This is a genomic window from Rhodococcus sp. UFZ-B548 (genome assembly GCF_903819475.1).
Taxonomy (GTDB): Bacteria; Actinomycetota; Actinomycetes; order Mycobacteriales; family Mycobacteriaceae; genus Rhodococcus_F; species Rhodococcus_F erythropolis.
Window position 1 is genome coordinate 1 of record NZ_CAIJDS010000012.1, and the last position, 25,468, is coordinate 25,468.

Below are 25,468 nucleotides of genomic sequence, written 5' to 3' on the forward strand. Positions count from 1 at the left end.
GGGCCTACCAGCAAGGTTTTGAGATATGTCAAAACTGCGTGCAGATAATTCGGGGTTGTGCTCTCTTGATTCGATAGCTGTCCACGATCTTTCGGGAACAGATCGCGAAAAGCCATGTTCGCATCGACGATTCGCCACGAAATGAATCGAGTCGGCGCCACGCGGCCACGAAGGTGTCCTGGACTACCTCGAGAATGTCGCCTTCATCTGCGAGCATTCGATGCGCATAGCGGTGAAGTGCAGGTCCGTAGTAGTGCACCAGTGACTCGAATGCTTCTCGGTCGCCGAGTATCGCAGCGTCCACCGTTGCGGTGTCCAAGCCGTCAGGTGCTTCGGTGAGCCCCTGTGTGTGCGGTAACGCCACAGTCGCTCCTCTCGCGGAAATGCGGAAAACTCGGCTGCGTTCGAAGATTGTTCGCCCGGCCGGGGCGTTGAATGTTACGGACAGTAACTAACAAGTGTCAGTGATGCACGTCACCTGACTGGGGCATTCGGTTTTGCCTTCGAGTGACGACTACACAGGTAGATCGATCAACAGGAGGAGATGACAATGGTCAGCACACAGGTTGCGACAGCATCTACGAAGGATGTTGCATCATCGAACGACTCGGCTCTCGTGAGCTCTCAAGGAAAGACGTCGATCGCCGACACCGTTGTCTCGAAGATTGCCGGCATCGCCACGCGAGAGGTGAGCGGTGTGTACGACGTCGGCGGCGGAGCGTCCCGGGTTGTCGGGGCACTGCGCGAGCGGATCCCCGGCGCGAGTGTCAACCACTCCCAGGGAGTATCGGTCGAGGTCGGCGAAAAGCAGGCAGCGGTCGACATCGACATCGTGGCCGAGTACGGCGTATCGCTCGCCGATCTGGCCACCGGCATTCGCCGCAACGTCATTGCGGCGCTCGAACGGATGACGGGTCTCGAAGTGCCCGAGGTGAACATCACAGTTCACGACGTCCACCTCGACGAGGGCAGCGACGACGAAACCGGCGAGCCCAAGACTGCACGGGTGCAGTGAGTTCCGAAATCGCTGACACCATCGCGGCGGCTGTGACGGGGGTACCTGGGGTCGCCTCGCTTCATGCCGGAATGTTCGGCGAGGTTGGCACGTACCTCCCCGGTCGCCGCGTCGTCGGCGTGCGGGTGACGGAGTCGTCGACAGACATCCATGTCTGCATCTTCGCCGACGCCGCCGTTCGAGACACGGCTTTACTTATCCGCCAAGCGGTTTCAGGACTCGTTACAGGCCCCGTGAACGTGACAGTGGAAGACGTAGTCGGTCGTGGACGCGATGCCTGAGCACTCTCGGGGTTCAGTTCCCGATCGACGATCCGCACGCCGAGAGGCGATCAGGAACTACCACCCCGACGTGGGCGGATCTGCCGACGCGCTCAATCGAGCACTCGAACGCGTCGACCGGGACTTCGCATCCCCGATCGGTGTGGTTGTGCGCACGTCGCTGCGCGGCACGATGCGACAGGTAGCCAAACCCGTTCGGGCCCAGTACACGCGGGTGCGCGCTCGGTTTCCGGGTGCAAAGACCTACACCGAGATCTGACAGGCACCATCGAACATCATCCACAACGGAGGATTCACATGACCACCTCGACTGTCGGCCTACTGGCAGGACTACTTCTCGGAGTCGCAGCTGCTGCAGGCGGTTTCACCGGATTCCTCATCGCTCTGGTTCTCGGTGTGATCGGATACCTCGTCGGTGGTCAGCGTGACGGCGAGTTCGATCTCGGTGTGATGCTGAAGGGTCGCGGACGTGGCTGAGACAGCTCGACCGGAGTCGTCTGTGCTTGGTGAGCCGGGCGATCGTGGAACGCTGACGATTCGAGACAGAGTCGCGCAGAAGTTGGTTCTCGAGGCGACGCGCGGAACCCCGGGGGTGCGCCATCACGCCGCCGGCATGGACAAACTGACCGGGCGCGAATTGCCGAGGGCGCGAGTGCTGGTATCCGGCAAGCGGGTACGGGCCAAGGTGGACATCGCGATCGAGTGGCCCGGATCCTTGTCGGTCATCGGTACCGCGGTGCGAGAGAACGTGACAACCCAGTTGCAGTCTGTATCGGGCCTGGACGTAGACGGCGTGGACGTGGCGATCGTGAGCGTTCTCCCGGCATCGACCAAGCGTGACGCGGGAAGGAAAGTGCGATGACCGCCGACAAGGTCGCACCACCCACTGCCTCGAGGGCTGCTGCTCCTGTTCCCCTTGCGGCGCCCGGATCGGCCGTCACGGGATTCCTCATCGCCGCGGCGCTACTCGCGCTCGGCGTGGTCGGCGTCCGCGACGCGCTGGTGGATACCGGCGTGATCACCGGGTCGCAGTGGATACCAAGTGCTGCCGCATATGTGGACGGGCTCGCGTACCAGGGTTGGATGTTGCCGGCGGGGATCGCAGCCGTCGTTCTCGGCCTGTGGTTCGTCATCCTCGGACTCAAACCGCGCCGAAAGACTGCCAATGCCTTGGTCGGAGTCGCGAATACGTGGATCGATCCCGCCGATGTAGCGGCGATAGCGTCTGTTCGCGTCGAGTCTCTTGCCCAGGTTCGATCCGCTTCGTCACACGCGACCCGGCGCAAGCTGGAAGTGAAGGCCTCGGTCACGCCCGATGGAGCCGCCGCCGCTGAATCGGAAATCCGTGCGGTGCTGGGGGACTTGGCCGGGTCGCTGTCACCATCGCCGCGAATCAAGGTTCGTATCCAGACGGGATCGCTGTCATGACTCGGACGGCGACGGCGATGGATCGCGTGGCGACATGCGTCGTGGGGATGCTCGCGGTAGCGCTGGGAGTTGCAGCGATCCTGTGGAATCTCGACGTGATCAAGGATTTCCCGGCGCGTATCGAGATCCCCTGGGCTGAAGATCTTGTCGATCACTCGTGGTGGCCATGGGCTGTCGGAGCTGGGGGAGTATTGCTAGCCCTCCTCGCGTTGCGGTGGTTGATCGCGCATGTGCCGCTGCGTCGGGTGAAGGAGATCACGGTCCCTGGGTCGAACTCACACAATTCCATCACCGCGGATCTGGGTGCGGTGGCGGAAGGGGCGAGCGCATCACTGGAGGACTTCGACGAAGTGTCGCGTGTCCGAGGAAAAGCGTTGCTCGATCGTGGAGTTCGCACGATCGATTTGCGAGTGACATTGAGACGTAGCGTCGTATCCGGATCGGAAACGTTGTCCGAGTTGATTGCTCGCGTCACTGACACGGGGGATCAAGTCGAGTCGATGGTCGGTGATCCATCCGTCGCGACCAGAACTCACATCGCCGTGGAAAGCGCGAAACGCGATGAGCCGAGAACTCTCTGATCAATCGAGGTTTGAGCCTCCCGGTGACCGGGTATTGGTAGACCTCCCGATCGTGCACAGAGTCATGGATGTTGCTGTGGCACTGTGTGTCACGGTGCTCCTTGCGACCGTCACTTCGATGGCGATCGCGATCGTAGTGATGCTGATCATGTGCGCGTCGGTGAGTGTCGTTTCTCGTATGTGGTGAATCGCCAGTCATTTTGGTTCTGTCGTGAACACCTGATAGAAAGGTAAGCAGACAATGTGGCTGCTACTGAGTGCACGATCCCCCGCGTCGTGCGGCGGAGAGTCCGGTTGTGTGCAAACACAACCCGCGATCACGGTCTAGTTGCGCGGGCCGATCGCTCGGAACTCTCCCTTCACCGGCAGTCACTCATTGCGCCGTCCCTCTTTACTCTAAGGAGTTCAAATGCTTCCTCTCGGTATCATCGCCTGGATCATCATCGGTGGGCTGGCGGGTTGGATCGGCAGTAAGATCATGAAAACCGATGCGCAGCAGGGGATCTTCCTCAACATTGTTGTCGGTGTGATCGGCGGCCTGATCGGTGGTTTCCTGCTTCGAGTCTTCGGCGTCGATGTCGAGGGTGCAGGCTGGATCTTCAGCTTCCTCACTTGCCTTCTCGGTGCAGTCATCTTGCTGTTCCTGGTCAAGGCAGTCACCGGAAAGCGCTGACACATTTGTCCACGCAGTTCGAGTTCGACTGAATCCCACGGCCGAATCCCACGGCCGAACGCACGACCGAATCCACACCGAATTCAAGAAGGAGAAACACATGTCTGACTTCATCGACAAGGCAAAGCACCGCGCTGAGGATCTCATCGGCGAAGCCAAGGAAAAGATCGGAAATGCCACGGGCAATGACGATCTGGCTGCCGAAGGTGTTGCCGATCAGGGCGAGGCAAAGGTCAAGAAGGCCGGAGACACTGTCAGTGACAAGGTCTCGGATATCAAGGACAAGTTCACAAGCTGAATGAGTTTCGGCGCGGTTGACCGGCATGTCCGGTCAACCGCGCTTTTGTGTGTCTCCTCGGCCGTCGCGGCTACCGCGATACGCTAGCTTCCGCGTTTCCGCGAGCCACTCCGGAAGCATGCGCATGTGTGCCGGCCTGTTCAGGATCGGATCGAAGGACGGCTGGAGGCAATCCGGGTGGTCCTCGACTTCGTCGAGACAGAGATGTCCGATCGGTATCAACTGAAGTTGAACTCTCGCGAGGTACACGGAGAAGTGCAGCGGGGAATGATCGACCGCAGCTTTTAATGCAGACAAAGAAGTGCCGGCCGGGTGGACGCCGCGCGGTGTCACGATCAGCCACGCCGCGGCCCCGCCCGCGCGTGAGTAAGGAACCAGTGTGCTGTATCTCGCGCCGTTCCACGAGAAAGCCGGAGCTGGAAACATTTTCGAGAAGGTAGAAAGTCCTGATGTTGCGAGAAGAATGTCCCACGGGTTTTCATCTGCGCCGACATTGTGCAACCGAAGCGCCAGGCCAAGTATGTCGGGTAGGTCTCCCGGAATTCCGAGTGCTTTCGACATTCGAGCGGTGACGGTAATCGTCGACGACTCCGTTACCGGCCACCACGGGGTGGCCGGCTTCAATGTTCCCTTCAGTTCGATCCCGTGCGGGTGAAAAACCCTGGCCATGCGCAGCGATGATGCGAAGTAGAACGGTGCGCCGACCAGCTTTCCGATGGCGCTCTTGCCGGCGGGGATGATCGAATTGAGCGTCACAGCTTCCTTGTCTGAGAATTCTCCGCCCCCCGAAGCGCCCAGACTGGACGGACGTTCAGGCGTGTTGACGGGCTTGCGGACGGTTTCTTTCGGCTTCCCCGCGGCAGCGATTGCTAATCATGTGACGCGCCGTAACAAAAGTCTCGCCGGTCGGGATAATTAGCCAAACGCACAAATTGGTCGTTATGGTTCGTTTGTCCGTAACGGTGCGATCGGACCTGCGACCGTCGCGAACTGGCGAGATTGCTACTCGTGATTTGTGTTTGGTGATTGCGCGGAAACAAGAAATGTCGAGGAGACACGCTGATGGGCCACTCTCGAACCTGGCTGACGCGCGCGCTGGCAATGCCGGTGACCGTCGCGGTGACTTTGTTGCTTCCTCTCGGCAGTGTCGCCTCGGCCCAGGATTTCGAGGACGACGCAGATACCTCGGTGGTTGCCGCAGCCACAACTCCGATCTCCTTCACCGAACTCGGCCGAGGAACGGACATCGTGTTCTCTTCCGATGACGCACCAGTGTTGGTGACCGTGCCGGTGCCGGACGGACTCACCGCAACAGCCGTGACCGGAATCCTGACCGCCCCGACCGACTTCAGTAGGGGCTGGCTCGAAGTGACTTCGGACGGCAGATTGGTGAGCCGCGTCGACTTCGACGCCGGGCAGGCCGGGACCGGGTTACCGATTTCGGTTCCCTTGCAAGGTCTCGAAGTGGTCGACCGTAGCGTGACCGTGTCGATGATCGCTCACCTCGTTCCCGTCGACGACCGCTGCTACGACCGAACGAGATACCAGCCCCTCGCGCTCCGGGAGGCCTTTGTCGCCTACGACGGTGCAGAGCAGCAGCCCACAACTGTTGCAACCTTCTTCCCGCCGATTTTGAGGAAGGCAACCATCTACGTCACGGATGGTTCGTCAGGGGCGCAGCAGAGTGCGGCTTTGCAACTGAGTGCAGCGATTGTCAACAAGTACGGAAGTCAGCCTGACGCCGTGGTGGTGGAGCAGCTGCCGAACGGCCAGAGTCTGCCCTCCGCTGAGCCGGGACTGTTCGAGAGAGCTGTAGTGCTCGGTAACAGTGGGGACGCCGGCATCGATCTTGCGACGGCGCCGAATGGTTCACCCGTGCTGCGGATTTCAGGGGATGACAAGACGCTCGTTCCCCAGGTCAGTCTCTTGGCGGCGAACTTCGACGGCTACTGGGCGGCGAGCAGAGCGCTGGCGTCACCGGACAACACGGTTGCCCAGATTTCCCAGGACGCCATCACCGTCGGTGAGCTGAAGCTCGGAACGCTGACGGCTTCCGGTCTCAATCACATCGAGGTCGACGTCCCGTTCAGTCAGTCGCAACTGGGGCGTCCGATGAAGGATGTCTCGGTGCGAATGATTGGTTCCTATGTCCCGCTACCGAATTCGCGTAACGGAGAACTGTCGATCTCACTCGGGGATAGACGACTCGCCTCGCAGACGGTTAACGAGACAGGGCGCTTCGACATCGGCGTCGATGTTCCGAACGAACTCCTGCGTCGCGACTTGACGTTCGAGGTCTCGATGGATGTGACCGGCGACTTCCAGTGCGGCACCAGTAGCCCTTCTTCGCTCACTGTCGATCCGGCCAGCACCATCACGTCCACTACCGGATTCCCGCCGACGCCTGGAGGATTCCAGTCATTGCCTCAGTCGATGCTGCCCACAGTCGATGTCGGTTTGAGTCACGGTGATTTCGCAGATCTCGTTCGAGCCCAGCGCCTCGTTGTCGCGATGCAGCGGTTGAGCTATCTGCCGCTGCAACCGCGCGTGCTTCCGTTCGGCGACGCGGCGACCAGTTCGCTGCCTGCGTTGTTGATCGCGGCGGACGGGACGCTGCCCACTCCGGTGGCTCTACCCATGGACACGGCAGATCAAGGACTCCTGCGCTTGCAGGGTCTGGAATTCGGTGGACAATACGGTGCCTTGCAGGTGGTTTCGGGTTCGCACAACGAAGTAGTGGCGCTGACGTCTGAGGGTGACGCGGCCGATGCCGACGGTCTGCTCAACTGGTTGGAAGGTGGGAAGGACCGGTTCGCAGAACTGACCGGCGATCTACTGGTCGCACCGCGGGGAGGTGAGCCGTTCGACGTCGGAGTCGACGTCGCCCCGTTGGGCACTGCGACCTCGGCCGAAGAAGAGACCGGACTGAGCGCGGTCACGATCGGCTGGATCGGATTCGGGACCGTGGTTCTGATCGCTGTTGCCGTCGGTGGTGTGCTCGTGGCTCGGCGTCGCGGACAGTGACCGTCACCGATCGCCCGGCCCTGTCCGTCGCGGTCCACGATCTACCGGGCCGGAAGCCATGGCGGATGTTCGTCGTGCTCTTCGCGATCTACACCGCGTTGGGCGTGTGGATGAACGCGGGTATCGGGTTCATCTTCACCGATTCGCTCAGTCGTGTCGCCGCGGTGTCGGCGATGCTGCTCAGCCGTGATCCGCACTTCGCGGCGATCGGGTTCGTGTTTACCCCGTTGACGGCGGCAGTCCAGATTCCGATGGGCCTGATGGGTCATTGGTGGCCGGATCTGCTGCGGTGGAACATCACTGCGGTCGTGATGTCCGCGGCCTTCATGGCTGGCGCGGTGATTCAGATACGCGGGATCAGCCGCGACCGTGGGTGTCCGCGATGGGTCACCGTCGTCCTTACCGTGCTGTTCGCTGTCAATCCGATGATCGTCATGTACGCGGCGAGCGGAATGAGCGAAGCTCCGTTCCTTTTCTTCGTTCTGTGGGCGACACGTCGACTGATTCGGTGGATGCGCAGCGACGACGTACACGACCTCATCGGTGCGGGCCTCGCGTTCGCTCTGGCGTACCTCACTCGATACGACGCATTGGCACCTCTGTCTGTCGCGGTGGTGCTGGTGACCGTGGTGAGTTGGCTTCGTTTTCAACCGACAGCGGAGGAGCGGGGCGAGGGCGCGGGACCTGGCTTGCGGCTCTGGGCAGCGGCGCTCGACGGCGCCGTCGTGCTGATGCCGGGTTTCCTTGCCTTCGCCTTGTGGTCGTTTGCCAGTTGGCTCATCACGGGTCAAGCGTTCCAACAGTTCTCGTCGGTGTACGGGAACAGTTCCATCCTGGAACAGGCTGGTGCCGGAACCGACTCACCGGTTGCCCGCCTTGCGTTCTCGATTACCGAAATGGCCGTACTCGGGCCGGCGCTCCCGGTGTTCGTGGTTCTGGCAGTCATCTACGCACTTCGGCGGCGCGACACCGAAGTGGTGGTGCCTCTTGTGCTGTTCGGCGCCATCCTTGGAGCGCAGACGTTGCTCTACCTGATGGGATCGACGTTTCCTCTTCTGCGCTTCTACATTTCGATCATTCCGCTGTGTTTCGTATTGGTCGTCCTGATCGCTCCTCGCGGAGCGCCGGTCATCACGCGTCGACCAGGGGCTGCTGCGTCGCGCTCGGTGTCGACGTACCCCGAGCAGGCGGGACCGTCTCTACCTCTTGTGATCTCCCTGTGCTTGCTGGTCGGGTCGACGCTGGTCACGTTTGTCGCGATGGGTAGTGCGCGGATCGCAGTGCTCGAGCATTCCATTGCCAGCGCGATCATTCCGGGCCGCCAGAACCTGGAGGAGCAGACGAATCTACGCACGTTTGCGGCCGAGCGTCGCATCGCCAGGTACCTGGACGACTTGGCTCTGCCGGAGGGGTCGGTTCTGCTCGACACCGTGCAGAGCTATGCCGTCGTGGCGTCGTCGAACAACCCTCGGCAATTCGTCGTGCCTTCCGATGCGGACTTCGTGCGCGTACTGAACAACCCGGCCGAACATCACGTCGAGTACATCCTGTCGGTTCCGAACACCGGTCGCGGTGTGTCGGACGCGGTCAATCGGCGTTATCCGACGATGTACGACACTGGTGCCGGCGGTGTGGGAGCACTGGTGCTCGAGGTGCCCAACGACGGCGGCATGGACCCTTCGGCCTGGCGTTTGTATCGCGTGACCGGTGAACGTCAAACGGGTCGATGAGGGAATTCGTGTGGGAGGATTGTCCGTATGACGTGGATGGTTGTAGATGTCTTCTGAAGAAGCGCGTCCGCGTGTGCGTGGCACAGTGCGTCGCCGTATCGCTGCCGCTGTAGTCAGCTTTGCAACCGTCGCGGTCGTGACAGGAATGTTCACGACGCCGGTGGTTGCCGATTCGCCCAAGACGGTTCGGGTCGGAGCGTCGTCGAGCGGACTGACACTCGACGGACAGCCGTGGTGGCCCACCGGGCTCAATGCTTATCAACTGGCCACTGATTGGTCGGTGAACTTCGGCTGTGGCGCGATGGTCGATCTCGATGCCTACTTCGGTTCTCTGCCACCGAATTCCGTCACGCGTTTCAACGCCTTCCAAGCGCTCGCGGTGAACAAGGTGTCCGGGCAGATGGATTTCGGACCGATGGACGCGGTGTTCGACGCTGCGGCGCGACACAACCAGTTGACGATTCCGGTGCTCTCACCACAGGACAGCGGGTGTGATGACGGGCTGTTCAAATCCAGGGACTGGTACACCGACGACTGGAAGGTTGCGAACCTGATCCCAGGTCGAGCCACCATGAGCTTTCAGGACTGGATGCACACCGCCGTCGACCGTTGGAAGAACGAGCCTTCCGTCGCGGCGTGGGAATTGGTGGGGGAGCCGGAACCGAGCCTGTGTACCGACGCCGCCTGCAATTGGTGGACAAGAACGTGCCCGTCTGATTCCGCGCAGGTGTTGCGGGAGTTCTTCGACACGGCAGGCGCCGAACTTCGGGCGATCGATCCGAACACCCTGATCACGGCCGGATACGTCGGGGGCGGTCAGTGCGGCACTGCTGGTGACGACTACCAATACGTGAGCGAGTCCGACTTCGTCGACATTCTGCAGTATCACGACTACGGAGCAGACGGGGTTCCGCTTCCGGGCGACCAGTGGAACGGACTGGCGCGTCGCATCGAACAGGCCACGAACGTCTCGAAGCCGTTGTTGGTCGCTGAGACAGGCGAATTGGCGGGCAGTTGTGAATCACTGGCGACCCGAGCCACGAATATCGAGACGAAGCTGACGGGGCAGAAGGCGGCCGGCACGGCCGGAGCTCTCCTGTGGGCCTTCGTACCGGATCCGCGGCCGAACGAGTGCACAATGGACATCGGGCCCGATGATCCACTCTTCGACGTGATCGCTTCACTGGCAAGTTAGGACACTGCTGGTAGTCCACTAGGAGTTCCGCCCAGTGGGAGTATGGTCACGATCTGATAACAACCTGAACCTGGCGTTGTGACGTGATGACCCTATTTCGTTTGCATCCAATGGTATTCAGTGGCATTCACTTGTGGATAACCGAACTTGAAGGCTTGTGGAGTCGCTCGGGACCATCGATGCGACGCCTCCAGGACCTACGTCCGGGTCGGCTGGGGACGGTCCGGTTGAGGCGCTGAGTTCGGAAGTTGTGTCGTACCTGTCTCTTTGGCCAGTTACTACGTCCCGCCGTGGTCAACGTCGAAAAAGGATCTCAACCGTTCGCTGCGGTAACGGGCAGTGCGCGGAGTGCCGTGTGCCCTTCGTGGAAGTGACATCGAGGGGTGCTGTGTAGCTCTCGCGCGCAACGAATTCCGAGTTCGGGTCAACTTGCGACGGCATCGGTCGCCCGGTAGACCTTGTGCGCAGGCTGTACATGCGGTGTGAGCTTCGGTCGTCGGAATGAGGGGACGATCGCTGCATGCGCGTAACGGTAATTGTGTAAAACATCGCGTGAGCGGAGAGGTGAACGATGACTGGGTGCGCTGAACGGGCTTTCAAGACTGCTGTGGTGCCGGCTGCCGGGATGGGGACTCGCTTCCTCCCGGCCACCAAGACGGTTCCGAAAGAGCTGCTCCCCGTGGTCGATACACCCGGGATCGAGCTGGTCGCAAGCGAAGCGGCGCAAGCAGGCGCGGAACGTCTGGTGATCGTCACTGCGCCGGGCAAGGCATCGGTCGTCGGGCATTTCGTCGAGGATCTGGTGCTCGAGGGCAAGCTCGCCGCCAGCGGGAAGCATCATCTACTCGAGCGTGTGCGTCGGGCTCCAGGCCTGATCTCGGTGGAGCCGGTTGTGCAGGAGTCTCCGCTGGGATTGGGACACGCTGTCGGTCTTGTCGAATCGGTGCTGGATGCGGACGAGGACTCGTTCGCGGTGCTGCTTCCGGACGATCTGGTCCACCCCTGCGGTGTTCTCGACGCGATGGCGAAGGTGCGTGCCGAGCGAGGCGGTTCCGTGTTGTGCGCGTTCGACGTCGCGCCGGATCGTGTTGGTGCTTACGGGGTATTCGACGTCCAAGCGCCTGTGGAGGGCGGTGATCCCGATGTGCTTGCCGTCGTCGGCATGGTCGAGAAGCCCGCACCAGCGGATGCTCCATCCACTCTCGCTGCGGCCGGACGCTACCTTCTCGATCGCGCCGTGTTCGACGCGCTCAGACGAATCTCGCCAGGGCAGGGTGGCGAGCTGCAACTGACGGATGCGATAGCGCTGCTGATTGCAGAGGGGCATCCGGTTCATGTCGTCGTCCATCACGGAACGCGTCACGATCTGGGAAACCCGGGCGGATTTTTGCGGGCCTCTCTCGACCATGCGCTCAGTCGCACCGAGTACGGACCGGAATTGAGAGTCTGGCTCAAGGAACGACTGGATCAGCCGGATCCGCAGCTGACCTACTGACTTGCGAGGCTATGCGACGCGGAGCGTCTCGCCAGTTCATCGAGGAGATCTCGGGTGCTGAGTGACGACAGTGAAATCGGCTTGTCGTCCAGACCCGACTCGTCGGGTGTCATGTAGCCCGCCGCGACAAGAATTTCCTGTACGTGGACGTCGAAGACGCGGCAAGCAGTTCTGATCGTGTCCTGCGTGGGAGGGCGTTTCGCGGACAGCCACCGACCGAGCTCGGAGGGGCGTATTCCCAGCGCACGCGCAGCATCGGCTACGTCTGTTTCTTGGCGAAGTTCCAGTTGATGCTTCACCCATTCCGAAAAACCGCTCATACCGGTCATAGTGCCTGAGTGCTGCGCGGTAAGCCAGTGCCGTCTCGACACTTAAGGCGCTCGACGGCCGATCTGTGATCATTCGGCAACCAATCACCGCGGTTCTCGCGTACCGGTAGTTAAGTTTTGTGACTGGATTGTGTGTTTACCGCGACCATCTAGCTGTGTGTTTTCCGTTGAAACCCGAAATCGGGTGAAATTGTGGGTGAGGCGGACCAGTAGACATAACTCACACCTGTGTAGAACGTGAAGGATTGCGTTGTCACGTGTTCAGACCGTGGAAGGTTTTTTCCCAGTAGGACGGGTTGCGAATCAATTGGTAGGTCCCCTTGATCGCCGCGATGCTCATCAGCACCCAGTACAACGGAGCAGTCAGGCAGGCGAGGAGGAGCATCGCGTTTCGCGTTTCTCGGCACGCCACGAGGTTCATGTAGAGAACAGCGGCGTTACCGAATGCCAGAGAGATCAACGCGGGGAAATAGACGTAGTTGGGGAAGACCTGGTGGATCACTTCAGGTTGTCCGAGAATCCAGTCCAGACTGATGAGCCAGAACACCATGTTCAAAGTGGCGACCAAAGGTGTGCCGGCCATGAGAATCGTGAAGCGGAGAAATCCGATTGGGCCCAATCCTCGCCATAATTTCACGGGTTGGCGCATATGGACGAGCCACGTCTGCAAATAGCCCTTGTACCAACGCGAGCGCTGTCTGATCCAGTTGATCGTGTCACTGTTGGCTTCTTCGAGCGTGGTGGAATTCAACACCGCGGTGCGGTAGCCGCTCTCGGCAATCCGTACCCCGAGGTCCGCATCCTCCGTGACATTGAAGGGATCCCACGCACCGATCTCGTCGAGGACGCTACGTCGTAGGTGATTCGAGGTACCGCCGAGAGGAATCGGTGAATTGCTCCGCATCAATCCAGGGAGGATGAAGTTGAACCACAGCGCGTAATCGGCGGTGAACCACGCGGTCAACAGGTTCTGAGTTCCGTTGTGGAATGCAAGTTTGGCCTGAACACAAGCAGTGTTCTCGGGAAGTTTCGCGAAAGTTGCAACTACTCGCCGTAATTGGAGTGGGTCGGGGGAATCCTCGGCGTCGTAGATCGTGACGATCTCGCCCGTCGAGAAATGCAGACCGTAGTTGCATGCTTTCGGTTTGGTTCGTGGATCGGCCTCGGGCACCTTCAGAATGCTGACGACCTCGTCCACGCCGGCGGCAAGAGCGGCTTCGATAGTGACGGCGTCATCTTCCTCCAATAGGAGAAGGACTTGCATCTTGTCTTCCGGATAATCGATCGCTCGCATGGCTGCGATGAGGTCGCCGACGACTTCAGGCTCGTTGTATGCGGGGACCAGAATGGTGTACGTGGGAAGGTCGTCGTATGAAAGAGCCAGTGCCTCTTCGTCACTGATCGTCATGATCGAGGACGCATCGAGACCCCTCGTGAACAAGATCAGACGGTCGACCATCGCCCAGATGTATCCAATGGTGCAGATCAGTGTCAGCGCGATGAGAGTTGGGACGAGGAAGAGCACGAGGCTGACGACGACTAGTGCGAAGCCTGCCAACAACGTATTTCGTTGCCACGGATAGAAGGCCACGGATGCGGACGAGATCGGATGGCGCTCGCGTAGACCGTTCACTGCATCGTGCAGGGCGGCCTCGCGGTACTCCGCTGTATCCGGGTCGCCGCTGACCACAACACTGTTGGACTGGCTTCGGTTTTCGTTCACCACGTCTGAGCCTCCACGAGTAGTCGAGCGAGTGCTTCGAGCATGTCCAGGTCCTTGTACTCGGATTCGGTGTCTTCGGTCGAGGTTTCACCACGCAGTAGAACGGCGAGGGTATTGTTACCGTTGGACGCCATCGACGGCTTCGGTTCGGGGAAGTAGGCGTCGGGATCGTGATTGTCGACGCTGATCAGGCTGACTCGCTGCGCGGCTCCGTCGCCCCGCGTCCAGACGAAATTGAGATTGCTCCATGTGAGAAGGAGAGCGTCGTCGACGATCGTGTACATCTCGGCGACGATCCCGTGCGGCAACTCCACCGTGACCGTCGGGCTGACTCTCGCGTTCTCCAGGTCGTAGGTGGTCTTGCTGGGGTACACGGCGAGCGTGGAGGGCCGCCGGACCTGGACGACGTCAAGCTGTACCGTGCGAGGCCGCATCTGCGCGTCCCAAGCGGGATTCGGAGTGTCGGCCCGAATTGTCTGACGGCTCAGTTCGGAGGTGCTGCCGAAGTACCGACGGGGCCAGTCGTATTCGGATGCTGCAATCTGATGCCAGCCCAGTGGAACGACAAGTCGAGGATCGGCCGTAGCCGGAGGCGGACCGACGTTGACGGTCAAACTTGTCGGTGGCAGCGGTGTGAAGAACATCAGCACTGCGGCGGCAAACACCGCAAGGATGGTCCAGTTGCTCGTGGCTGTCGAAGGCTTTCGGAGTGGTCGATCGAACGGTTTGAGCGACTTTCCCCGGCGTTCGTACAGATAGAAGGCGCCACCGACGACGATTGCGGTTCCGAGCGCCGGAAACAACTGCACGGCGAAAAGCGGAGCAGTGGGATACTTCTGAATCGTGACGTAGAGAACCACCACACCGAGCACCGTTGCGGCGACAAAGGCGATCGCCCCTCGCCTCCACGTTCTACTGACGGCGATCGTGGTCGCGGCAGACGCGACCAGCACCATGAGGACGCTGTAGTCGAAACGGGTCCCGCCCATTTCGGTCGCGATGGCGCGGTAATGTAGCGGCGCCAAGATGACCGGGACCACCCAGATTGCCCAATACCGATTGACCGGACGGAGGCCGAACATCAGAACCGCTGCGCTCCAGACGAATACCCACGCCGCGATCACGTCGATATGCATCAATTCGTAGGTCTCGGCAAAACGCGGCAGCAGGAGCGCTTGGAGTCCCAATGCGACGAAGAGGCCGATGCAGCCGACTATCTTGTCGGTCTCGCGATCGTGAATAGGAAGCTCCGGGCCGCGCCTCAAGTCTGTTCCGACGGCGGCAACCAAACACAAGAGCGGTAGAGCGAAGACGTAGCCGATGGCAGTTCCGCTGGCCGTGCTCTGCCAAAGCTTGGTCCAGGTGGGCCAGAATGCAAAGATCGTGGCGAGCGCGATCATCAACCACCGCACTGCGAGTCGAGGAATGATCCCGGACTCGGAGCGGATCTCACGAATCTTCAACATTTCCAGTTCCATTCGCTTGCTACCCGACATCTGCGTGCGATTCGAGGCTGCGCACCGCTAGGGACTGCCGACCATCGCCGTCGGTCCGGCGCCACATGCAGACATTACTTGATCAAGACATATCGCCCTCGCCACGTCGAGGCGCCGGTCTCTGAGCAGTCCGGCCGGAGGTCTCACGCGCTCGAATCTCACATAGTGGGAAGTTTGAAATCTTTTTTTCGCTTCCCAGTGCGGGCCTTGGCCGGCCGGATGGCATGACGAGATTTTCGGTCTGCCGAATTACTCCGTATCGAAGGGTAATTCACTTTCGGATTGCAGAAAGTTCAATCAAGTTCCGCGGATTCGACCTACGGGGACATAGGTCCCCAACGTGCAGGGACGGTTCTCGGTTGCGTGGATGCGGGTCCAGTTACCCATGCGAAAGAACTGTGGTCAGCAGTGAGAGGCAATGTCCGCTTTGTGAGCTATTGCGGTCGTCGGGACCTAAGCCCTGGAGGTTTCCGTGCATTTGCTGAATAGCTGAATTATAGCTACCAACTGGTAACTGCATCGCAAATGGCACCGTGGCTTTACGGCGATCGAACGTGAACGATCGTCCAACATTCTTCGGGTGTCTGCTGGGAAGAAGAATTGCCGGTTAGAGTCTTGACCTGCAACATTATTCGAATTGAACTCCGGCCTTCGAGATGTTCTCATAGTACTCACGCGGCACGTGCAATGCCTCCAGATTATCGAGTTGCCACGTTGCCGACACCTAAGCGGAACATTTGCTCTTCTCCATCTTTTAGTTGTGCCTGAAGCTTTCGGGCGCAAACCGGAAATTCCGAAGAACGGTCGGGGCCTGGCGGCTCGCAAACGGGAAGGTTGGTCAGATGTCGGCATTGGACATGTCCATGGCGCCGTCGCTCGGGTATCGGCGTCCGCGCATCGTGCCGGACTCCCGTGCGGAGTTTTCCTCGCGTGCTGCGTGGCAGCATCGATACATACGTGCTCTGACAGTGACGGATTCGCTGATTGTCGTTGGTGCGGTTTCGGCCGCTCAGTGGCTTCGATTCGGCGCCGCGCCGACCGCCGTCGACGCTCGTGAGCTCGGGCAGTTCAGCTACACCGGTTTGTCCATCGGTGTGGTGGTCGCGTGGCTGGCGACGTTGCAGATATTCAGGACGAGATCTGCGAGTGTGATCGGAAGCGGTCCCGAGGAGTATCGACGAATCCTGGTGTCCGCGATGAGATTGTTCGGCGTCATTGCGATCGTAAGCCTTTTGCTCCGTCTCGATATCGCCCGGCTCTACCTCGCATTCGCGTTTCCTGTCGGCCTTCTCGCGCTGCTGTTGAGCCGTTGGCTCTGGCGTGGGGTGATCGTGCGACGGCGTACTCGCGGTGAGTGCCTCACATCTGTACTGGTGGTGGGCAGCAAGGATGCCGGCGCTGAACTCGCACGAAATTTCGAGCGAGGTAGCGCAGACGGTTTCCGCGTGGTCGGAGTATGTGTGCCGGGGTTCCTTCGGCACGCGGACGAGTCCATCGCGGTCGACGGGCGTGACATACCGCTCCTCGGCGGTGAGACATCGGTAGTCGAAGCGTTGGAACTGGTCGGCGCAGACACCGTTGCGGTAACGGCAACGGAGCATCTCGGCTCGGATGGCATACGTGCGCTTGCCTGGGATCTGGAATCGCGGGACGTCGATCTCGTCGTTGCGCCCAGCATCGTCGATGTGTCGGGGCCACGCCTGTCGATGCGGCCGGTGGCCGGTCAGCCTTTGATACGCGTCGAGCGTCCGAAATATCATGGTGCGCAGCGCTTTGCGAAATCCTCGTTCGACGTGATCTTCGCGTCACTGATACTGGCGGCAATTGCACCTGTTCTCCTGGCCGCTGCTCTGGCGGTCAAGCTCTCGAGCCCGGGCCCGGTGTTGTATCGAGCGGAACGAATGGGGCTGGACGGGAAACCGTTCCCGATGCTCAAGTTCCGTTCGATGGTCCAGAACGCAGACTCGCAGGTGGCATCGTTGATGGCCCAGAACGACGGCGCGGGTGTGCTCTTCAAGATGCGCGACGACCCGCGCGTTACACCGGTCGGGCGCTTCTTGCGCCGTTACTCGATTGACGAGCTGCCCCAGTTCGTCAATGTTCTTCGGCGCGAGATGAGCGTTGTCGGCCCCAGGCCGCCGCTGCGTCGCGAGGTCGAGGCCTACGACGGAACTGTCAGTCGCCGACTTCTTGTCAAGCCGGGGATCACAGGGCTGTGGCAGGTCAGTGGGCGCTCGGACCTTTCTTGGGAAGAGACTGTACGACTGGATCTTTCGTACGTCGACAACTGGTCGCTCATGGGTGATGTCTTGATCGTCGGCAAAACGTTGAAAGCGGTATTGGCCAGTGACGGCGCGTACTGAGACGTGAATACGGATGTCTGGACCGACTTCAGTTCGTGATGTTCTCGGTGGAAAGGCGCAGCTCCCCTTGATCTTTCGTACCTCGACAACTGGTCGATGACGAGCGAGAACACGATCGTCGCGAAGGCGCTCAAGGCGATGTTGGGAAGTGATGGAGCAAATTGACCAGGAGAAGTTTGTGTCGGAACCGCCAAAGTTGAAGTCGTTGCTTGTTGTGGCGCCCTGGTTGGAAGGTGGGGGTGCACAGAAATCCTTGTGCGGGTTATTGCGCGGGCTTACCGACACACATACGACCGTGGTCACTTTGTTCGCAGGCTGCCGAGACTTCAACGAGGTTGCCGACCTCGCAGACGAGTTCGTCATGCTCGACTATCCAAGAAGTCCTGGCGGACTGGTCGGAGCCAGTCGTGCAGTAGCAACACATCTGCAGCGTTCGGATGTGGTCTATTCACTGATGAGGGGTAGCCATGTCGCCCTCGGTGTTTCGAGTATGTTCAAACGTCTTCCGGGTGAGCTGATTGCGACCTTCCATCAGTTGCCGAGTGCGGATGAAACTGGCGTTGTCTCCCTGGTCGAGAACGTGCTCGTTCGTAATGCACTTCGGCACGCAAAGCTGATCACTGCGCCTTCGGAATTAGCCGTGAGTCAGATTCGTCAACGACGTTACGGACCGCACGCTCGCCTTGTGTACGAGCCGAACTTGATCCGAGTTGACTCGAGAGAAACCACTCGTCGTGAATCTTCGGGGGCACCCCTACGGCTGCTGGCCTGTGGCCGTCTATCCAAGCAGAAGGGCTTCGATCGTATTCCCGAACTTCTGTCGGATATCGAGATTCCCTGTGAAATAAAGATTTTGGGTTCAGGGCCCGAAGAAGAAGACCTGAGACAGCGGTTCGACAGTGCGAAGCCTTCTTCGCATACGGTGGAACTGGTGGGACGCGTCGACGATGTTGTGCCCTACCTGGATTGGTCAGATGCAGCATTTATGCCCAGTCGAAACGAACTCAATCCTGTGTTCGTATGGGAGGCGTGGGCGCGCGGCCGGCCGGTTGTTGCTGCCGATCTACCTGCATTCGAGGATCTGCGCACCTCCGGGCCGGTGCTTACATTTGCCGGCGCGCCCAGCCTTCGGTCCGCCCTCGGCGTCGTATCGAGTGACGAGTACCGAGATTTTGCCTATTCAATGGGTTTGCAGGCGTCCCGAACCATGACGACCAGGAGTGAGATCGTTGCCCGAATACAATCGTGACCACCCGCGCATCCTGGTCATTCACGCATACAGTGCTCAAAACTCTGGCGACCGGTTGTTGGTGGAGGAAACACTCGAATTGCTGAGATCGGTGTGGCCGGATTCTGTCGTCGACGTGATTGCCACTGATGCCGAATCGTTCCGCCACCATCCGATGGCAAATCATGTCAAGTTTCATCAGTGGGCATCGGCATGGATTCCGAACCCGAAAAAGAAGGTGTCCGTACGTGTTTCCATGCTGGCTAGTTCCGTCACCGGCGGGCCAGCACCTGTCAAGATACTGTTCGAACAAGCGGACTTGATAGTCGCTGTCGGGGGCGGATACCTTCGGGGCTCGTCTGTTTCCGAGGCCCTGAAAACTGCGGGGGCGCATTTCGGTCAACTCGATCTTGCCGCACGAAGTCGTGCGCGCAAGATCTATCTGCCGCAGAGTATCGGCCCGTTCCCGAACATTCTCCGTCGCCGTATCGCGAGTTCACTGAAGGCGATGGACCAGGTGCTCGTTCGTGACGATCGATCACGCGATTTGTTCGCCGACCTGACCAATGTCGAACGAATCTCGGATCTGGCGGTTCTGAAGATGGCGGAGGTCCGTACACCTCGCAATATCGAGATCACGCATGGCCCGGTAGTCGTGGCACGTGAGCTGTCCCGCCCTGGATCCTACGAGAACACTTTGTCCGACTTGGCTCGGTCAGATCATGTTGTATGGGCGATTCAGTCCACCGGTGGCGGAAACAATGACACGCCCCTCACCGTCAAATACTCTCCGGGAACCCCAAAGCCATTGCAGCACTATTTGGAAAGCACGGAGAATCGCGTCGTTGTCAGTACGCGCCTCCACGGATCGTTGTCTGCATTGCTCGCCGGAAAGCCGAGTGTGCACCTAGGCTACGAACGAAAATCATGGGGAGCATTTCATGATCTGGGGTTGGAACAGTACGTTCTCGATGCCCGAAGGACCTCGGCAACTCGCGTTCTCGACGCGGTGGAATCGATTCGAGACGATCCAGCCGCTTACTGGAGCCTGATCGATTCACGCATCGAGGCCGTCGCATCCCAGAGGGAATGCCTGCTCGACTCCCTGGCTGTGCCGTGCCACCTGCCGACGGTTGGCCAATGACATGAATCTCTCGATCTTGTTGTTTGCCAGTGTTTTTCTCTTGCTGATCGCACGTTTACGTGTGGTCACGGTGTTGCAACCCCGACGACAAACCTCGACAAGCACCAGAAGCGGGTTGATCGGGATCTGGTTTTGGGTATCGGTCGTATGGCCGGTCCTTTTCAAAGCGGTGTTAGGCAGCGTCCTTGCCCTATACCTTCCAGTTTCTGGCTCCGCGGTCTTCGTGATCTCCTACGTGCCTTCGATTGTCATCGGAATCGCGATTTTCATCGTCGCGCTCGGATCCCGAGATTCATTCCCCTATGTCCCCGCGATACTGGTCATGGCGGTGGTGATCATGCCGATCCTCATCTTCGGGGTCGTGGACATCGGTGTCGTCGGAGCGATATTCATGATTGTGCCTACGCTTCTGTGGTGCCGCGCGCTCTCGGTTGATGTACTGAACTGGCCCCGTCTTTGTTACCAGGGTCTGCTCGTCCTTTGTCTGAGTATGGCTGTGGTTTTCGTCGTCTGGCCTGAGGCTGTGGTCGAGACCTGTCGGCTGGACAAGTGCACTGTGGCCGGCCAAGTGCTCACGTCGTCGATCACAGGCAATGGCAACTTCCTGGGGCTGTGTGTCGCACTGCTGAGCGTCATTGCGGTGTATCGGCAACACTGGATCACAGTCGCGGCGGTTGGACTGGCGAGCCTGATCGTGATCGAAATTTCTGGCAGTCGAACAGCGATGATCGGTCTGGTTCTCGGCTACCTGGTAGTCCTCGGTATCGGAAACCGCATGTCGCGGGTTGTGGCACTGGCAGCTGCGATGGTTGCGTTGGTGATTTCTTTTGTGCCAGTGTTCCGAGTTTACGGACTCCGTGATTACACCTATCGCGGTGCTTTGTGGATGCGGGCGAAGGAGCTGATTTCGGAGAGCCCGAATGTTGGTCACGGTGCGAACTATTGGACGGAGCATAACGCGTATCGCTTCTCCTCCAACTATGCCGCGCACAACATTTGGTTAGAACTCGGCGTCGCCGTCGGGTTCTTCGGAATTGCCGTGCTTGTCGTCGCTGCCGTCTGGGCGCTGCTGACCACGGATGTCGAAAATCGATACTTGGCATCGGCGCTGATCGTAACCACGGTCGCTGTGGGTTTCCTGGAGGCACCGATCCAGCCGTATCGAACCGGTCTGCTTCCCTTCCTGTGCCCTCTCATTCTTCTCTTGTGCTCCTCAGGCATGCGGAAAAGATCAGTTGATACTTCGGAGACGGAAGACCTTGCGATGAAAGCTATTCGAAACCAAAATGTTCTTGCCGGCCTTACGAGGGATGGTGCGCGATGAAGGTTCTGCACGTCACGGAAGCACTCGGAGGAGGTGTAAGCACCGCGATCTTGAACTATCAGGCGTTGACGCCAGAAATGCATCACTGCGTGATCGCTCGCGAACGGGTCGGGCAGAGCACATACAGCTTCCCCTCCGAACTCAGCGTGACATTGGTACCTGGAAGTCTGGCCGCACTACTGCTATCCGCGATTCGAATGGTGCGCCGAGGAGATTTCGATATTCTGCACCTGCATTCCAGTCTTGCCGGTCTCGCCCGGATCATCCCCGGGCACCGAGCTGGGATCGTATACACCCCACACTGTTACGCATTCGAGCGCACCGACGTCAGTCCCCTAGCGCGGGTACTCTACAAGTCTGTTGAGCGTGGGCTACTTTCGATTCGGCGTCAGTGTGTTGTTGCAGTGAGTGGACGAGAAGCCGAGTTGACTACGGAGTTGTCGAACTCCTCCACCTCCATCGTGGTCGGCAACGTATCACCGACCGATCACGGCGAATATTTGCGCGCAAGCAGCTCTCGGACAGCGGAGGTACCGGCTGAACGAAGCCGAGTAGTGATGGTGGGAAGGATATTTCCCCAAAAGGATCCCCAACTGTTCGCCGATATTGCAGCAAGGCTGTCGAGCAGGTTCGAGTTCGTGTGGGTAGGAGATGGCGAAGCCGTCTTGAAAGAAAGTCTCGTGGAATCAGGGGTTCGGGTGACGGGTTGGATTCCAGCTGAACAGGTGCTGGACGAAGTGCGCGCCAGTTCGCTGTATCTCCATACTGCGGCCTGGGAGGGCGCTCCGATTTCCGCTGCGGAAGCCGCCGCGGTCGGTGTCTCCGTAATCAGTCGTGACATCAAAAGTATGGTCTCGCTTGGCTATCCAGTCGCTGGCAATACCGCCGAGTCTCTGTCGATGGCCGTCACACATTACTTCGACTGCCTGGACTACCGAACGACGGTTCAAGCCAAGACACAATATTTCAACCGAACAGTGGACGTCGTGAGTTCGCGTACAGCGCTCATCGACGCCTATGCATTCGCGATAGGGGCTTCTCGATGACTTCATCGGTCACCGTCATTACCATCACCAGGAACGATCTTTCGGGGCTGATCCGCACGATCGAGAGCGTCCGGGCTCAGAGTGCACAAGGAGTCGAACACATCGTGATCGATGGTGGCTCGACCGATGGGACTGTCGAATACCTTGATTCGTTGGGTGATTCGTTAGTGTGGAACTCAGGTCTCGACAGCGGTCGCTATGACGCAATGAACATCGGCGCGGAACTGGCGAGTGGCGAGTTGCTGTGGTTCATGCACTCGTCCGACGTGTTCCATTCATGTGACGTTCTGGAGAGAGTCTCTCGGGAGTATCAAGGAGGGGATGTCTCTTGGCGGTGGGGTTACGGGCTGAGCAACATCCATGACTCCGGAAGTTCCATCGGAATCGGTGGCCGAATCCCGTTCAGTCTGTCCCGATTTTCGCTAGGCGGAAACATAATTCCCCATCAAGCATGTGTGATCGAGAAGTCGCTGCATGTTGAGATCGGCGGCTACGATACCGAATTCGGGCTCAGTGCCGACCAACTTTATCTGCTGAAGATGGCGGTTCGATCGCAACCGCGGGTGTGGACCGAGTTTTTCTGTGATTTTGATTCGGCCGGCGCCGGTTCGGTGCGGGGCATGATGGATCATTACCGGGACATGCGGCGATCACGCGCCCTGACCGGTGTCACAGTCTTCAGGGCGCAGTGGCTTGATTATGCAGTGTCCTTGGGAGTTGCGCTTCTGGCAAAAACCGATCGTGTCCAAAGACGTGTGTTAGCAGGGGTGACTCCTCGTGTCCGATGACTATTTGGAACCCACAACGCAATTGAGTGCGGAATTCGCAGTTGTCATACCAGCTTTCAATGCGGAAGCCACACTTATGGCGTCAATCGAGAGCGCGCACAGTGCGGGCGCTTCGGAAGTCATCGTGGTAGACGACGGTTCCACCGACAGTACTGCCGCGCTATGTCGCGCCCACGATATACGTGTTCTGACGCAGCCAAATGCGGGTGCATACCTCGCGAGACGGCGGGGGGCCGAGCTTGTCACGGCACCGTACATCGTGTTCCTGGACGCGGATGATCTTCTGGTCGCATCCGGCGTTCACGAGTCCTTGCGTATTCTCTCTGCGCAGGCGGACTGCGCAGTCGTCGCTGGACGTGTGATGGCGAGCCTCCCGCGTGGGCGTAGTCGGTTGAACAATCAGTCGTACTCCGAGATCAATACTCGAACCCTGTTGACACAAGGGTACGGTCCGTTTCCACCGGGAGCTGCGCTGGTTCGGCGTGCCGATCACGAAGCGGCGATTGCGCTGGACGTACCTGAGATCGTCGAGCGTTACGCCGACGACTACGAGATGTTCATTCGGTTATCCGTCGTCGGCCGAATCGTTCAGCACAACACTGTTTCCCTCGTGTATTCGATGTACGCAGGTAAATCCATTGGTTCTCCTGAGAAATCGCTGTTGTGCAAGGAGTCGATCAGGGGCCACTACGCGCGACATCTGGGGATCAACGTTCGGCTGATGAACGCATCGGCGGTTGCCGCAGCTGCGAATGCACGTATGGGACGAGCGTCGTTCGCGCAAGGTTTGTACTGGCGAGGCTGCACAAAGGTAGTAGTTGCCGCGTGCTACAAGGTACTTTCTCGGCTCGGTAACAGCGGTCTGAAGCAGTCCACAATCGTCTCTGGTGCTGGGACCTCGGAGGCACGAGGGTGAACACAGTCGTCAGCTCCTACCTGAGGTCGGCGAAGTCGATCGACCTGGGCGGGACCGGGTTTTTTCGACTGGTAGGTCTGCTGGCTGGAGCTTGTGCGAACTTCGCCGTAATAGCAATTCTGTCTCGTGACTACGGCGTTGAGTACTACGCCTTCTACGCGCTGATGGCGTCCATGTTGAATCTACTTCCCTTCGCGGACTTCGGTATCGGCGCGACCATGGTGAACGCAACAGCAGATTACCGAAGTGGTGCACTCGATCGGATGTCGTTCCAATCCCATTTTCGTCGGGCGAGTCTGGTCACAGTTCTGGTTTCCCTCGCTGTCGCAAGCCTCGCGTTCCTGTTGTACCAGATGGGGCTGTGGGTGCCGATACTAGGCGCGGTCGGTGAGATGAATCATGCGTCGGCGCTGGCCACAGTGGTGATTATATCTGCGGCAGTTGGTATTCCATTGGGTTTGGGGTCCCGCATCCTGCAGGGTTGCGGAAAGATGCGCGTTGTCGTTACCGCAGCGTTGATCGGTCCGATCATTCAACTGATCGTGATAGTGGTCTGTTGGACAACTCACGCGCCGGCCTACCTGTTTGTTCTGGCACCGTGCGCAGGCTACCTCGCCGTCGGATTTCTTACCCTCGCTCTCGCGCTTCGGTCGATTTCCGGCGATGAGGGTTCGTTGATCGGTTGGAGTCTTACAAGCCCGGTGCGAGTTCGCATAGCTGAAACTGCGGTCCCGTTTTTTCTGATATCGATCGGTATGGTTGTCGGCTTTCAGAGCCACAGGTTGCTGATCTCCACTTTCGGAACGGTCGAAGACGTCGCACAATATTCGGTAGTGGCGCAATTCGCTGGACCGCTATTGGCGATCTTGGGAGTGATGGGCCAGAACTTGTGGTCAAGGTATCGCGAACGATTCCGAATCGGGACGCTTCGGGTACGCGAATTCGCCCAGCATATAGTACTTCTCGGCACAGTAGGCGCCGTATTTGCGCTCGCTCTGATCGTCATCAGCTATCCGGGAATACGGTTTGTCTCGGGTGGAAGTCTTGTCGTCCCACTGGCAACCGTTTTGGCTGGAAGTGTTTACATCCTTGTTGTTTCGGTGCATCAACCGGCAGCAATGTTCCTCATGGACCCACGAGGACTATGGGTGCAAGTCCTGTGCGTCTGGCTGAGCGGCCTCGTCGGGATGGTATTGGCAATATCTCTGATTCCTGAACTCGGACCCGCCGCACTCTACCTGGGGCTATCCGCAGGAATGGTTGTACTCCAAGTCATTCCGTGCATCTATATTTCGACACGGCGAATTTCAAGCATGGAGAAGGCGGTGGAGACGGGCGTGGCCGTGTGAATAGATGCCAGGAAATTGTGAAGTCGTACATCCACATCAAGG

26 protein-coding genes are annotated in these 25,468 nt (G+C 59.3%); 21 read left to right on the forward strand and 5 right to left on the reverse strand.

Annotated elements, in window-relative coordinates:
* Positions 1-28 precede the first annotated feature (28 nt).
* The gene (locus H7C86_RS12870) at positions 29-364 is read right to left on the reverse strand and encodes an RNA polymerase sigma factor (protein WP_259349098.1); all 336 of its coding nucleotides are present in this window, start codon (positions 362-364) and stop codon (positions 29-31) included.
* Between the two features lie 186 nt (positions 365-550).
* Here H7C86_RS12870 and H7C86_RS12875 point away from each other — a divergent pair, with 186 nt between their 5' ends.
* The 9 genes from H7C86_RS12875 to H7C86_RS12915 all read left to right on the forward strand — a co-directional run bounded on the left by H7C86_RS12875 (position 551) and on the right by H7C86_RS12915 (position 4,276).
* Positions 551-1,015, forward strand: a complete 465-nt coding sequence (locus tag H7C86_RS12875) for an Asp23/Gls24 family envelope stress response protein (protein WP_182261647.1) — start codon at positions 551-553, stop codon at positions 1,013-1,015.
* Positions 1,012-1,296 carry a hypothetical protein gene (locus H7C86_RS12880; protein WP_020968729.1) on the forward strand — a complete coding sequence of 95 codons (285 nt, stop codon included), beginning with the start codon at positions 1,012-1,014 and terminating at the stop codon, positions 1,294-1,296. The genes H7C86_RS12875 and H7C86_RS12880 overlap by 4 nt, the downstream gene beginning before the upstream one ends.
* Positions 1,297-1,366: 70 nt before the next feature.
* Positions 1,367-1,555 carry a hypothetical protein gene (locus tag H7C86_RS12885; protein ID WP_259349099.1) on the forward strand — a complete coding sequence of 63 codons (189 nt, stop codon included), beginning with the start codon at positions 1,367-1,369 and terminating at the stop codon, positions 1,553-1,555.
* 38 nt (positions 1,556-1,593) lie between these two features.
* Positions 1,594-1,773, forward strand: coding sequence for a hypothetical protein (locus H7C86_RS12890; protein ID WP_003943629.1), 180 nt, complete (start codon positions 1,594-1,596; stop codon positions 1,771-1,773).
* A complete protein-coding gene (locus H7C86_RS12895) occupies positions 1,766-2,158 on the forward strand; it encodes an Asp23/Gls24 family envelope stress response protein (protein ID WP_019747452.1) in 393 nt (130 codons plus the stop codon). The genes H7C86_RS12890 and H7C86_RS12895 overlap by 8 nt, the downstream gene beginning before the upstream one ends.
* Positions 2,155-2,724: a DUF6286 domain-containing protein gene (locus H7C86_RS12900; RefSeq protein WP_182261649.1), complete on the forward strand. Its 570-nt coding sequence runs from the start codon at positions 2,155-2,157 to the stop codon at positions 2,722-2,724. Before H7C86_RS12895 ends, H7C86_RS12900 begins: the two co-directional genes overlap by 4 nt.
* On the forward strand, positions 2,721-3,305 hold the full coding sequence (locus H7C86_RS12905) for a hypothetical protein (protein ID WP_030535928.1): 585 nt from the start codon (positions 2,721-2,723) through the stop codon (positions 3,303-3,305). The genes H7C86_RS12900 and H7C86_RS12905 overlap by 4 nt, the downstream gene beginning before the upstream one ends.
* Positions 3,306-3,714: 409 nt before the next feature.
* Positions 3,715-3,978, forward strand: a complete 264-nt coding sequence (locus H7C86_RS12910; protein ID WP_003943661.1) for a GlsB/YeaQ/YmgE family stress response membrane protein — start codon at positions 3,715-3,717, stop codon at positions 3,976-3,978.
* A gap of 100 nt (positions 3,979-4,078) precedes the next feature.
* Positions 4,079-4,276: a CsbD family protein gene (locus tag H7C86_RS12915; protein WP_019747449.1), complete on the forward strand. Its 198-nt coding sequence runs from the start codon at positions 4,079-4,081 to the stop codon at positions 4,274-4,276.
* Between the two features lie 33 nt (positions 4,277-4,309).
* Here H7C86_RS12915 and H7C86_RS12920 read toward each other — a convergent pair whose 3' ends face one another.
* Positions 4,310-5,032, reverse strand: a complete 723-nt coding sequence (locus tag H7C86_RS12920) for a hypothetical protein (protein ID WP_097387744.1) — start codon at positions 5,030-5,032, stop codon at positions 4,310-4,312.
* A gap of 306 nt (positions 5,033-5,338) precedes the next feature.
* On the opposite strand from H7C86_RS12920, the gene H7C86_RS12925 reads away from it, so the two are divergent.
* From H7C86_RS12925 to H7C86_RS12940, 4 genes are all read left to right on the forward strand, one after another.
* Positions 5,339-7,300 carry a hypothetical protein gene (locus tag H7C86_RS12925; RefSeq protein ID WP_182261650.1) on the forward strand — a complete coding sequence of 654 codons (1,962 nt, stop codon included), beginning with the start codon at positions 5,339-5,341 and terminating at the stop codon, positions 7,298-7,300.
* A complete protein-coding gene (locus H7C86_RS12930; RefSeq protein WP_046378102.1) occupies positions 7,297-9,030 on the forward strand; it encodes a glycosyltransferase family 39 protein in 1,734 nt (577 codons plus the stop codon). The genes H7C86_RS12925 and H7C86_RS12930 overlap by 4 nt, the downstream gene beginning before the upstream one ends.
* A 46-nt stretch (positions 9,031-9,076) precedes the next feature.
* Entirely contained in the window at positions 9,077-10,225 is a 1,149-nt protein-coding gene (locus H7C86_RS12935; RefSeq protein ID WP_133728385.1) for a beta-mannosidase, read from the forward strand.
* A gap of 571 nt (positions 10,226-10,796) precedes the next feature.
* A complete protein-coding gene (locus H7C86_RS12940) occupies positions 10,797-11,720 on the forward strand; it encodes a UTP--glucose-1-phosphate uridylyltransferase (RefSeq protein ID WP_019747444.1) in 924 nt (307 codons plus the stop codon).
* Here H7C86_RS12940 and H7C86_RS12945 read toward each other — a convergent pair.
* The 3 genes from H7C86_RS12945 to H7C86_RS12955 form a co-directional block, all read right to left on the reverse strand.
* A complete protein-coding gene (locus H7C86_RS12945) occupies positions 11,714-12,040 on the reverse strand; it encodes a helix-turn-helix transcriptional regulator (protein WP_223258030.1) in 327 nt (108 codons plus the stop codon). The two genes, H7C86_RS12940 and H7C86_RS12945, sit on opposite strands and share 7 nt — an antisense overlap.
* A gap of 262 nt (positions 12,041-12,302) precedes the next feature.
* Positions 12,303-13,775, reverse strand: coding sequence for a glycosyltransferase (locus H7C86_RS12950; RefSeq protein WP_182261651.1), 1,473 nt, complete (start codon positions 13,773-13,775; stop codon positions 12,303-12,305).
* Positions 13,769-15,238: a hypothetical protein gene (locus H7C86_RS12955; protein WP_259349100.1), complete on the reverse strand. Its 1,470-nt coding sequence runs from the start codon at positions 15,236-15,238 to the stop codon at positions 13,769-13,771. Before H7C86_RS12955 ends, H7C86_RS12950 begins: the two co-directional genes overlap by 7 nt.
* Positions 15,239-16,110: 872 nt before the next feature.
* Between H7C86_RS12955 and H7C86_RS12960 the strand changes: the two genes are divergently transcribed.
* From H7C86_RS12960 to H7C86_RS12995, 8 genes are all read left to right on the forward strand, one after another.
* Positions 16,111-17,631 carry a sugar transferase gene (locus tag H7C86_RS12960; protein WP_069146123.1) on the forward strand — a complete coding sequence of 507 codons (1,521 nt, stop codon included), beginning with the start codon at positions 16,111-16,113 and terminating at the stop codon, positions 17,629-17,631.
* Positions 17,632-17,782: 151 nt separating this feature from the next.
* On the forward strand, positions 17,783-18,880 hold the full coding sequence (locus H7C86_RS12965) for a glycosyltransferase family 4 protein (RefSeq protein WP_031332980.1): 1,098 nt from the start codon (positions 17,783-17,785) through the stop codon (positions 18,878-18,880).
* Positions 18,852-20,003 (forward strand): polysaccharide pyruvyl transferase family protein, encoded by a 1,152-nt coding sequence (locus H7C86_RS12970; RefSeq protein ID WP_259349101.1) that lies wholly within the window; start codon positions 18,852-18,854, stop codon positions 20,001-20,003. The genes H7C86_RS12965 and H7C86_RS12970 overlap by 29 nt, the downstream gene beginning before the upstream one ends.
* 1 nt (position 20,004) lies before the next feature.
* Entirely contained in the window at positions 20,005-21,327 is a 1,323-nt protein-coding gene (locus H7C86_RS12975) for an O-antigen ligase (protein ID WP_084325752.1), read from the forward strand.
* Positions 21,324-22,373 (forward strand): glycosyltransferase, encoded by a 1,050-nt coding sequence (locus tag H7C86_RS12980; RefSeq protein WP_019747436.1) that lies wholly within the window; start codon positions 21,324-21,326, stop codon positions 22,371-22,373. Before H7C86_RS12975 ends, H7C86_RS12980 begins: the two co-directional genes overlap by 4 nt.
* Entirely contained in the window at positions 22,370-23,161 is a 792-nt protein-coding gene (locus H7C86_RS12985; protein ID WP_019747435.1) for a glycosyltransferase, read from the forward strand. Before H7C86_RS12980 ends, H7C86_RS12985 begins: the two co-directional genes overlap by 4 nt.
* Positions 23,151-24,077 carry a glycosyltransferase family 2 protein gene (locus H7C86_RS12990; RefSeq protein WP_182261654.1) on the forward strand — a complete coding sequence of 309 codons (927 nt, stop codon included), beginning with the start codon at positions 23,151-23,153 and terminating at the stop codon, positions 24,075-24,077. The genes H7C86_RS12985 and H7C86_RS12990 overlap by 11 nt, the downstream gene beginning before the upstream one ends.
* Positions 24,074-25,426 carry a lipopolysaccharide biosynthesis protein gene (locus H7C86_RS12995; protein WP_019747433.1) on the forward strand — a complete coding sequence of 451 codons (1,353 nt, stop codon included), beginning with the start codon at positions 24,074-24,076 and terminating at the stop codon, positions 25,424-25,426. The genes H7C86_RS12990 and H7C86_RS12995 overlap by 4 nt, the downstream gene beginning before the upstream one ends.
* The last annotated feature ends 42 nt before the right edge of the window (positions 25,427-25,468 follow it).